Source organism: Pseudomonas asuensis, assembly GCF_014646755.1.
Lineage (GTDB): Bacteria > Pseudomonadota > Gammaproteobacteria > Pseudomonadales > Pseudomonadaceae > Chryseomonas > Chryseomonas asuensis.
This window is the reverse complement of sequence record NZ_BMNW01000015.1, coordinates 59,633-69,553: the sequence shown is the minus strand read 5'-3', so window position 1 is coordinate 69,553 and position 9,921 is coordinate 59,633. Positions and strand designations below refer to the sequence as shown.

Genomic DNA, 9,921 nt, shown 5'->3' with positions numbered 1-9,921 from the left:
GAAAGGGCAAACACCGATTGGCTTTATCCTCGGGCAATGGCATAAACAGCCACAGCTCTTTTTAACCGACCCAAACCCCTTCTTCCCGGGACCTAACACCTAGTGACATGGCTGAACGAGGTTCGGGAACTATTTCCACAGGAAACCGTGGAAGTCATAGAAAAGCATGCACTGGATCGTTATGGGCTTACAGATCTCATTATGGATCCCCAGACGCTTGAGCGACTAGAGCCTAACCAGGCTCTTCTGCGCACTGTACTGTCACTGCGCAGCCATTTGAATGGGGACGTGTTGATCGCGGCTCGCCGTATCGTTCGGCAGGTGGTTGATGAGCTCAGGCAAAAACTCAGTGCTGAGGTCCGCCCCGTACTCTCGGGTCGTTTAAATCGTTTTCGCCACTCCCCACTGGTCGTAGCGCAGAACTTTGACGTACGTGGCACCATTCGACGAAACCTCAAACACTATGATGTCCAGGGGCAACAACTGGTCCTAGAGCAGCTCCTGTTTTTTGAGCGTAATTCCCGGCGGCTACCCTGGGACATCATCTTGTGCGTCGACCAGAGCGGTAGCATGGTTGACTCGGTGATTCACAGTGCTGTCATGGCTGGAATCCTGGCCGGGTTGCCAGCCTTCCGAGTAAAGGTAGTGGTATTTGATACTTCCATTGTAGATCTTTCCGCCCATCTGGACGATCCGGTTGAGATGCTGATGCGCGTTCAACTAGGAGGTGGAACCGATATTGGTCAGGCGATACGTTATTGCGCGCAACTGATCGAAAATCCGCACCGTACCGTGGTGGTACTCATCAGTGACTTTATGGAGGGAGCACCACCAGGAGAGCTCTTGCGCACGGTGTATTCGCTTTATGAGGCACGTGTGAAACTGCTGGGTCTTGCATCCCTGGATGGACAGGCGGAGCCCTCGTATGATCGACAGATGGCGCAGCGACTGAATGAATGCGGCATGGAAATCGCGGCGCTGACTCCTAAACGCCTGGCCCAGTGGCTGGTGGAGGTAACGTCGTGAAGGCTATTCCGGAGCGTTTGCGGGCGTACATTGCCCGCCTGGACGATGACACCCTTGTGGCACTGGCCAGCCGGGGGCTACTCAGACGAGCCCATAAGGACCTCGAGTCGCTTACCGTTGAATGGGACGCCAAGGGAGGGGACAGTGTTGAGGTTATCCTGGGAGTGCAACGTATCCAGATGGATATGCGGGGAATTGGCCAGGCTCACTGTAGCTGCCCGGCAACCGGGATATGCCAGCATATCCTTGCCGCCGTTGTTGCTCTACAGCGTCAATGGGCCGCTGTAGGTGTTCAGGAGGAGATCACCAGCCCGGGCAGTGAAGAACTGGCAGTACCCGAGCCGAATGCACTACTGGGAGAGCTGCAACAGGCCCTCCTTGACTATCCTGCTCAGGCGCTGATCAGCCATGCCGGCAGGGCTGGATTTCGGTGGGCTTGGCAGTACGCGCAGGAACTGGATCTTGAACATGAAGTGCGCTTGTCTGGTGAGCGGCAGGTTATAATCGAGTTTACTCGACCCAGGATTACGTTCCGCTTCATGGGCGGAGCAGTAGAAAATTTGGTCGCGGATGTAAACCTGATTCCACTGGAAAGGTATCAGGTCGCGGCGGTACTTGCCTATCAACGAGCGCAGGGTATCGAGCTTACACCCCTACCAGCCGACAAGGTTGCGAGTGGAAGGCCAGCAGGGGAAGAGCATGACCAGCAATTGTCTCGTGCAAGGCTTCTGAGCAGTGTAAGGACACTGTTGTGTGATTGCCTGGACCTGGGTTTGACGCATCTGTCCTCGGCCATACAGCAGCGTTTTGAAGCCCTTTCTACATGGGCTCAGGCCACGGGCTATCATCGTTTGGCAAGGCTCCTGCATCGACAGGCTGACCACATTCAACGCCTGCTTTATCGCAGCGCTACAGCCGATGAGCATGCATTATTCGCAGAGGTATGCCTGACCTTTGGGCTGTCCGCGGCGCTGGAGCAGTCTCTGCAGGCTCAGGCTGAGCCGATGCATTTGATCGGCCAGGCTCGCAAACGCTATGAAGCAGCTGGGACGCTGGACATGCTGGGGTTAGGGGCTTATCCATGGCAAACCGAATCAGGCTTTACAGGGCTGACCATGCTGTTCTGGTGTATTAGCCACCAGACCTACGTTTCTTATAGTGACGCCCGTACGCTACAGCGGGGCTTTGATCCCTTGCTGCGCTATCGGATGGCAGGACCATGGACTGGCCTGGGAACACCAGAGCAGGCAACCGGTAGGCGTATCATTCTGACCAATGCGCAGGTTAGCGAGGCTGGGCGGCTGTCTGCAGCCGCGAGTATACGCGCCACCGTTCAGGAGGTATCGGCAGATATCCTGCCAGGACAACTGCCTGTTTGCCAAAGATGGTCCACATTACAACCATCACGTCCTCTCCAGCAAAAAAGTCTGCTGGCAGAGCGCGATGTAACCACCCAGTGGGCTATTGTCGCACCTGCCGCGGTCGAGGCCAGCTATTTTGACGATACCCGGCAGACGCTTGTATGGCCAGTGCTAGACGACATGCACCAGCGCTTGTATCTGGAGCTACAGTACAATCGCTACACCGCAGAAGCGATAAGGCAGCTTGAGCGGCTCGCAAGTCACTCTTGGACACCAGGGCTTCTACTGGTAGTCAAGTATCGGTATACGTCCAGAGGGCTGGTAGCAGAACCTATCACGCTTATCGATAGCAACAAAGGTAATACCACAGAGGCGATCAGTTCACTGTATTTCAAGCCAGGTCACAACGAGGTGTCTCCAATCACCACTATCCCGCATCAGCCACATATAGGCTCTGACCGTTTGATACAACTACCCGGGGTACTGCTCGAGTTTCGTCACTGGATAACTTGTCAGGTTGAGAAGGGTATAGGCGCAAGTCATGGGGCGATCATTGCGCAACAGTTGGATACATGGATTGCAAGACTCAAAACTCTAGGGCTCACAACGTTCTATCGAGATACTCAGGCAAGCATAGCCGCCAACTTGATGCGGGCCGGGTATTGCATCATGCAGTATGAACAGGTAATCGTCGGGAATGAAAGAGATTAAAAGCAGATCACACAAGACATAAGTAGCTTGCTAAAGGTTTCGCTGGTCGGCATTAGTCGTTGACGTGCAGAGCATTGACACTTTTTCATTACTTAGCAAATTTGGCTCACTTCAAGAGCCGAATAGCTGACTTATTTGGCTCATGGTATAGGGGCCGTTAATGAACTTGCCTGACAATGGCAACCAGATCTACTAGATCGTACAAATGTCTTTATAGCAGTGTTTGTGGTTGCCACAAGCGTAGACAGAACTTCTGCTGTTACCAGTAGTTTCTGGCACATTAACTACAGGGCGATTGCTCTAGGATTGAGTTTGGCTTAAGAGCAAAAAGGTAAGAAAAGACGAGAGTTATGGGTTCGTAGTGTAGAGCAGCATCCTGAGCGTTTGGTCTAACTGAAGCTGTTATTGGTGCGGATGATGCCGGCCTTACCAGAAAACGATGACTATTGCTCCCACTCTACTAGCCCAAGGAGACGGTTGAAGCCGCCTCGCAAATGCCAGGGCTATCAGTTCTGCCGTACAGTAAAGGCTTCATCGGAGCGGGCCTCTTGCAATAGCTGCTGGATGACCTGCTCTTGATCTTCATAGCGTCCCTCACCAAAGTAGCTGAAGCGCATCCGGCCCCTTGCATCAATAAAGTAATGAGCAGGCCAGTATTGGTTATTGAACGCTCGCCAGATCTTATAATTGTTGTCGATAGCTACCGGGTAGGAAATACCCAGATCCTTTACTTTGCGTCGCACATTGCTGATCAGCTTTTCATAGGGATATTCCGGGGTGTGTACACCAATAACTACCAATCCTTCCTTCTCATATTTCTTTGCCCACTGTTTTATATAAGGCAGGGTACGCTGGCAGTTGATGCAGTCGTACGTCCAGAAATCTACTAACACTACTTTGCCGCGCAGTGACTCAGTACGTAATGGTTCAGAATTCAGCCATTCAACTGCTCCCTCAAGCGATGGCATACGATCGCTATCTTGCTGCTCTGTGAGCGAGATAGCACTGGCCTTGCTGACCAGAAAACCAATAGCTTTTGTCGCATATTCCAGGACACTTTGTTCGATTCTATTGCTGTGTTCAGATGAGGCCTGCTCATAAAGCTTTCGGTCCGCTCCGCTGGCAATCAGTAATGCTGCCAGCAAGGCCGCAAAACCAGTTCCGCGTCTCAACCAGGAAACTATTGGAAGCGTAGGTTTCAAACGTGCAACCAGGCCTTGTCCGGCAACGATTAGTATTCTCAAGGAGCTAGCGCTGCCTAAACCGTAGGCAAGCAACAGCAGGCTGGTCCTGGTATTTGCTCCCTGCAGTATTGCGCTAGAGAGAATTGCTCCGAGAATAGGACCTGCACAGGGCGCCCAAAGCAGGCCCGTGGCTGCCCCTACCATGACTGATGCCAGCGGACCGCTGACTCTACGTGTAGAGGGATTGATACGGTTTGCGAGCATGACAAAGGGCGTTGCCATCCATGAGCCCACCCTGCTAAAAATCAACGATAGGGCAAACAACATTAAAACCATCAAGGCTATATGACGACCGGCCAGGTTGGCATATATCACCCATTCGCTACCAACAACCGCCAGGCTCGCTACTAGGGCGAAGGTCAATGCCATTCCGCCTAGCACTAGAAAGATAGAAGCTCGCGAGTGGCTTACACCCGCAAATAGAAACGGCACTACAGGAAGTATGCAAGGGCTGAGAACCGTGAGCATCCCTCCCAGAAAGGCGATGAGAAGCATAACTTTACCTAAAGGTTTATGGATCAGCGGGTATTGATTGGTGTACTGACGTTGCCATCATTCACGCTGATCCTGTGGTTCAAGCCTGGATGGCTGTTACATTCGGATAGAGTTGCCGACCCAATGGCGTTCGAATAAGACCATCGGAAGCGAGTCCCTTGGTTTGCACACTTTCCAGGGGGCGGCTAAAGCTACCGTTTGAATGCTCCAGATGCTTTCCCAGCCTCGTTCGGTCGAAGCCGTTCTCCGCCAGTGAATGAAACGCTCCTTTACCAACCAATTCGATAAGCTGGAAACAGATTCCACTGACGCCTTGTTGGTTATCACTGGCGGCATTTGCATGAACGGCCACTCCGGCCAGCGAGAAGGCAAGAGCGGTTAAATAAGTCTTCAGATTCTTCATGAGGGAGCCTATCTGCACAGTAGTTGGAAGGTGAGTGAACGGGCGGCAGCATCAGCTGCCATCGTTGCAACTCGTGGCCAACTTGCTATAAGCCAGGATCCGCTTCTCACCATAGGAATCCAGATAGGTCATCTGAGCATTTACTACACCACAGCCAAGACCGTCGTCCTCGTTTAGAGATATCACCTGATTGATGTCCAGATGGTCGCCATAGGAGTAGGTTTCGGTTATTGGATTGGCCTGTGCCGTGGCAGATAGTGCGCCAACGCTCAGAACAGTGATCAGGCATGCAGCAGAGATAGACTTGAAGTTCATGGTCGTTTCCTCTCATTCAATGGATAGGTGTCGTGCCGTAATCGAGGCGGATCGTGTTGCCTCAATGAAATCCATTAAATGCCCGTGACGTATCGCTACTGTGTCGAGAAAACCGCTATTGAATTCGTTACGTGTCAGAGACGGGTTGAGATACAAAGCGATACATTCACCACCGCCTTGCAGGCAGCTATATACTCGGCACGCTAGAGATTGAGGGAGCCCACGAGCAGGCATCGGGGGCACCGCCACATTGGGCAGTCCATGTACGCACATCGGAGGTCGGGTAATGGAGCATGTCGATCACATCTTGATCGTGGACGATGATCGCGAGATCAGGGAGCTGGTTGGTAACTATCTAAACAAGAACGGGCTGCGTACTACTGTAGTTGCAGATGGTCGCCAGATGCGGGCCTTTCTTGAAACCAATCAGGTCGACCTGATTGTGCTCGATATCATGATGCCGGGCGACGATGGCCTATTACTGTGCCGTGAGCTACGTGTTGGCAAGCACAAGGCCACCCCTGTGTTGATGCTGACCGCACGCACCGACGAGACCGACCGCATCATTGGCCTGGAAATGGGTGCCGATGATTATCTGACCAAACCCTTTGCTGCACGCGAATTGCTTGCACGCATCAATGCTGTGCTGCGTCGTACACGAATGTTGCCGCCCAACCTGGTCGTTACCGAAAGTGGTCGCCTGCTCAGGTTCGGCCGTTGGCGGCTCGACACTACTGCCCGCCATCTGCTGGATGAAGACGACACGCTGGTTGCCCTCAGCGGCGCGGAGTACCGACTGTTACGTGTGTTTCTTGATCACCCACAACGGGTACTCAGCCGTGACCAGTTACTCAACCTGACCCAAGGCCGTGATGCAGATTTGTTCGATCGCTCCATTGACCTTCTAGTTAGCCGCCTTCGCCAGCGCTTGCTAGATGATGCGCGTGAGCCCGCTTATATAAAGACAGTGCGCAGCGAAGGTTACGTCTTTACCTTTTCGGTCGAGATGCTTGAGGAGCGCGTATGAGGTTTGCGTTGCATTGGCCACGCACACTGGCCTCACGGCTGTGGCTGATCTTTCTGACCGGCCTGATACTGGCTCAGGCATTGTCATTCGGAGCGCAGTATTACGAGCGGTATCAGAGCACCAAGACGGCCATGCTGGGCAATTTTGAAAACGACACAGCCACCGCCATTGCCATCCTTGATCGCCTGCCCGCTGCTGAACGCCCCGAGTGGACCAAACGGTTACAGCGCCGCAACTATACCTACCTGCTTAGCGAACACTATCCCGGTGTTCCGCTCATCTCAGACAATCTCGCGGCCACTGTCGCTCATTCTCTCAAAGCCTCCCTGGGCCGCGACTATGACCTGACCTTTGTTGAGATCCCTGGCCCACGCGAACATTTCCAGGCCCAGTTGCAACTCTCCGATGGCAGCCCCGTCACCATTGATGTGCGTCCCTCGGTTAGACCCTTGTCGCCGTGGCTACCACTCGTGCTGCTCTGCCAACTCCTATTAATGATCGGTTGTGTGTGGCTCGCCGTACGGATTGCGATCCGCCCGCTTAGCCATCTTGCTAAAGCAGTTGAGAACCTCGACCCCAACGCTCCCCCCGTACAGCTGAATGAAAACGGTCCCCGTGAAGTGGCCTATGCTGCCCGAGCCTTTAATACCATGCAGGCATGCATCGCCGATTATCTAAAGGAGCGCATGCAATTGCTGGCTGCCATCTCGCATGATCTGCAGACGCCCATCACGCGCATGAAGCTACGCGCAGAGTTCATGGACGATTCAGCAGAGAAAGACAAATTGGGCAACGACCTTAACGAGATCGAACACCTGGTCCGCGAGGGCGTCGCCTATGCCCGCAGTATTCATGGCGCAACCGAAGCCAGCTGCCGCATCAACCTGGACTCCTTTCTCGACAGCCTCGTGTTCGACTACCAGGACACAGGTCAGGAGGTCAGCCTCTCCGGCAAGAACGGGTTGGTTATCGAAACAAGGCCCCATGCCTTGCGTCGTATACTGGTGAACCTGGTGGATAATGCATTGAAGTATGCAGGCAACGCCGAAGTGATCATTGCTGGCAACCCCAGCACCGGCGTTTCGATCAGCGTACTGGACCGCGGCCCGGGCATTTCAGAGGACGCTCTGGCTGAGGTGACCAAGCCATTCTACCGCGTGGAAAGCTCTCGCAATCGCAGCACTGGCGGTGCGGGCCTGGGCTTGGCTATCGCTCAGCAATTAGCCATGGCTATTGGCGGTTCACTGAGTTTAAGCAATCGGGAAGGCGGCGGTCTCTGCGTCACACTTAATCTTGGTTCCAATAAGTAAGTTAACTGGCTGTGCATCAAGCGCAGCCCCTTTAAAGGCATTCAACTAGATACAGCTTTGTAAGCTACTGTATCTAGCGCATACACATACTCACAAACATGCATAACAGCCGGTTCCAGACATAGCCGGTATACACACCCCTGCAAGACTTCTCCCTGTCGGCTCGCCATCGGATACCCGAATGGAAAAGCCTTTCCCAAAGGAGACCTTGCGATGAAAGTTCAATTAAATAGCCTCCGGGGCTGGCAGCTGTTCGGCCTAATCGCAGCGCTGATTGTGGTAATGAGCGCCATGGCCATTGCCTTACAGCCCGACCTTGTCGAGGGGCTGCGCAGCGCTATACGTGCCACTGCACGCTCTTCCTTCATGCTCTTCCTGGTCGCTTTTACCGCATCGGCCTTTGCCATCCTGGTGCCTACGCCCTTTTCAAAAGCGCTCGTCCGTGAACGGCGCTTTATCGGCCTTGCTTTTGCTTTTTCCCACTTCATCCATGCCGTACTGATCTATGCCTATGGGCAGCTGAACACGATTTTCTGGCCGGCGCGCACCGTAATAGACAATATCCCAGGGACCACCGGATACGTATTCATCCTGCTAATGGCGTTGACCTCATTCAAAGGTCCAGCGCGCCTGCTGGGACCCAAAGCCTGGAAGGTACTACATCTCACCGGGCTTTGGGTCATTGTCGCCGTATTCGCTTTTTCCAACTTCAAGCGCATACCCATGAGCGCCTGGTACGTGCTGCCCTTTGGGATCATCTGTGCTGCCGTGGCCATCCGTTTGGTTGGCAAGTTGGCCATCGCCAGCAGGCGCAGCCAGGTTAAACAGACATCAGTACGTCAAGCTGCCTCTGCATCCTGAACACATACAACAAGCGTTGACATATCAGCGTCGACAACGACTGCTAGTAACGAAGTTGCAAGCCTTAGATATGCCACCTCTTTTAGTGCTTTTCAAAGTGATCATTCCGATTGCCCAAACCGAGGAACCATAGATGAACAGAATCACCAACACACTAATAGCTGCTAGCGCCGCCTTTGCTGCATTGGCATCAGACGTCAGCTTCGCAGAGGCACCGCCCACGCATGCCCAGAGCTACATTACGACTCCGGATGGCGTGCAGCTGTACTATAAGGATTGGGGGCCGAAGACTGGACAGGTCGTTACGTTTAGTCATGGCTGGCCGCTGAACTCGGACAGCTGGGAATCACAGATGCTGTTCCTTGCAGACAAAGGCTATCGCGTTATCGCACATGATCGACGTGGCCACGGTCGCTCTAGTCAGCCCTGGGAGGGCAATGATATGGATCATTATGCTGATGATCTGGCCACGGTGATCAAAACGCTCGATTTGCATGACGTCACCCTGGTTGGCTTTTCAACCGGTGGAGGAGAGGTTGCACGGTACATAGGCCGGCATGGTACCGAAAGAGTCAAAAAGGCAGCCCTTATCAGTGCCGTTCCTCCCATGATGCTTAAAACTCACGACTACCCCGGCGGCCTATCTATTGAGGTATTTGATGGTCTTCGCAAAGCGTCGTTAGAAAATCGTTCGCAGCTGTATCGTGATATTGCTTCTGGTCCGTTCTTTGGTTTCAACCGTGCTGGTTCCAAGCCCTCGCAGGGGCTAGTCGATTCCTTCTGGGCTCAAGGCATGCAAGCTGGCCACAAGAATACATATGACTCAATTGCAGCCTTCTCAGCCACTGACTTTCGCCCAGATTTGGCCAAGTTCGACGTACCCACATTGATCGTACATGGGGACGACGACCAGATCGTGCCGATAGATGCCTCGGCCAATACCGCCGCCAAACTGGTAAAAAATGCCAAGTTAATTGTTTATCCTGGTGCGCCACACGGTCTGGCCGATACGCACAAGGACCGACTCAATAAAGATCTGTTAGCGTTCCTCCAGCAACAGTGACCCACCGCCCCGCGCAAGCGGGGTTTCTTTATTGCTGGAGACGCAAGCAAGCTTGCTCGACTACTACCGAGGTAACGATCTGGCAGGCGGCGTTACTCGGACGCC

At 53.5% G+C, this 9,921-nt stretch carries 9 protein-coding genes; 6 read left to right on the top strand and 3 right to left on the bottom strand.

Translation table 11 applies throughout. From position 1 onward, the window contains the following. Window positions 1-102 precede the first annotated feature (102 nt). Both IEX86_RS22485 and IEX86_RS22480 read left to right on the top strand, forming a co-directional pair. Window positions 103-1,026: a VWA domain-containing protein gene (locus IEX86_RS22485; RefSeq protein WP_229685455.1), complete on the top strand. Its 924-nt coding sequence runs from the start codon at window positions 103-105 to the stop codon at window positions 1,024-1,026. Then, entirely contained in the window at window positions 1,023-3,098 is a 2,076-nt protein-coding gene (locus tag IEX86_RS22480) for an SWIM zinc finger family protein (RefSeq protein WP_188868402.1), read from the top strand. The genes IEX86_RS22485 and IEX86_RS22480 overlap by 4 nt, the downstream gene beginning before the upstream one ends. 506 nt (window positions 3,099-3,604) lie before the next feature. On the opposite strand, the gene IEX86_RS22475 is transcribed toward IEX86_RS22480, so the two are convergent. The 3 genes from IEX86_RS22475 to IEX86_RS22465 all read right to left on the bottom strand — a co-directional run bounded on the left by IEX86_RS22475 (window position 3,605) and on the right by IEX86_RS22465 (window position 5,555). Continuing rightward, window positions 3,605-4,837: a cytochrome c biogenesis protein DipZ gene (locus IEX86_RS22475; protein WP_188868400.1), complete on the bottom strand. Its 1,233-nt coding sequence runs from the start codon at window positions 4,835-4,837 to the stop codon at window positions 3,605-3,607. Between the two features lie 79 nt (window positions 4,838-4,916). Next, window positions 4,917-5,240 carry a hypothetical protein gene (locus tag IEX86_RS22470; RefSeq protein WP_188868398.1) on the bottom strand — a complete coding sequence of 108 codons (324 nt, stop codon included), beginning with the start codon at window positions 5,238-5,240 and terminating at the stop codon, window positions 4,917-4,919. Between the two features lie 51 nt (window positions 5,241-5,291). Further along, complete coding sequence (locus tag IEX86_RS22465) at window positions 5,292-5,555, bottom strand: DUF2790 domain-containing protein (protein ID WP_188868397.1); 264 nt, start codon at window positions 5,553-5,555, stop codon at window positions 5,292-5,294. 286 nt (window positions 5,556-5,841) lie between these two features. Here IEX86_RS22465 and IEX86_RS22460 point away from each other — a divergent pair, with 286 nt between their 5' ends. From IEX86_RS22460 to IEX86_RS22445, 4 genes are all read left to right on the top strand, one after another. Beyond that, window positions 5,842-6,582, top strand: a complete 741-nt coding sequence (locus IEX86_RS22460; protein ID WP_188868395.1) for a response regulator — start codon at window positions 5,842-5,844, stop codon at window positions 6,580-6,582. After that, window positions 6,579-7,892, top strand: coding sequence for an ATP-binding protein (locus IEX86_RS22455; protein ID WP_188868393.1), 1,314 nt, complete (start codon window positions 6,579-6,581; stop codon window positions 7,890-7,892). The genes IEX86_RS22460 and IEX86_RS22455 overlap by 4 nt, the downstream gene beginning before the upstream one ends. 213 nt (window positions 7,893-8,105) lie before the next feature. Continuing rightward, window positions 8,106-8,753 carry a ferric reductase-like transmembrane domain-containing protein gene (locus tag IEX86_RS22450; RefSeq protein WP_229685454.1) on the top strand — a complete coding sequence of 216 codons (648 nt, stop codon included), beginning with the start codon at window positions 8,106-8,108 and terminating at the stop codon, window positions 8,751-8,753. A 133-nt stretch (window positions 8,754-8,886) separates the two neighbouring features. Beyond that, on the top strand, window positions 8,887-9,816 hold the full coding sequence (locus IEX86_RS22445) for an alpha/beta fold hydrolase (protein WP_188868391.1): 930 nt from the start codon (window positions 8,887-8,889) through the stop codon (window positions 9,814-9,816). The last annotated feature ends 105 nt before the right edge of the window (window positions 9,817-9,921 follow it).

Bases quoted from the DNA above. Each gene is read 5' to 3' on its own strand.
- IEX86_RS22445 (WP_188868391.1), top strand. From the start codon at position 8,887: ATGAACAGAATCACCAACACACTAATAGCTGCTAGCGCCGCCTTTGCT.
- IEX86_RS22455 (WP_188868393.1), top strand. From the start codon at position 6,579: ATGAGGTTTGCGTTGCATTGGCCACGCACACTGGCCTCACGGCTGTGG.
- IEX86_RS22470 (WP_188868398.1), bottom strand. From the start codon at position 5,240: ATGAAGAATCTGAAGACTTATTTAACCGCTCTTGCCTTCTCGCTGGCC.
- IEX86_RS22475 (WP_188868400.1), bottom strand. From the start codon at position 4,837: ATGCTTCTCATCGCCTTTCTGGGAGGGATGCTCACGGTTCTCAGCCCT.
- IEX86_RS22450 (WP_229685454.1), top strand. From the start codon at position 8,106: ATGAAAGTTCAATTAAATAGCCTCCGGGGCTGGCAGCTGTTCGGCCTA.
- IEX86_RS22460 (WP_188868395.1), top strand. From the start codon at position 5,842: ATGGAGCATGTCGATCACATCTTGATCGTGGACGATGATCGCGAGATC.
- IEX86_RS22465 (WP_188868397.1), bottom strand. From the start codon at position 5,555: ATGAACTTCAAGTCTATCTCTGCTGCATGCCTGATCACTGTTCTGAGC.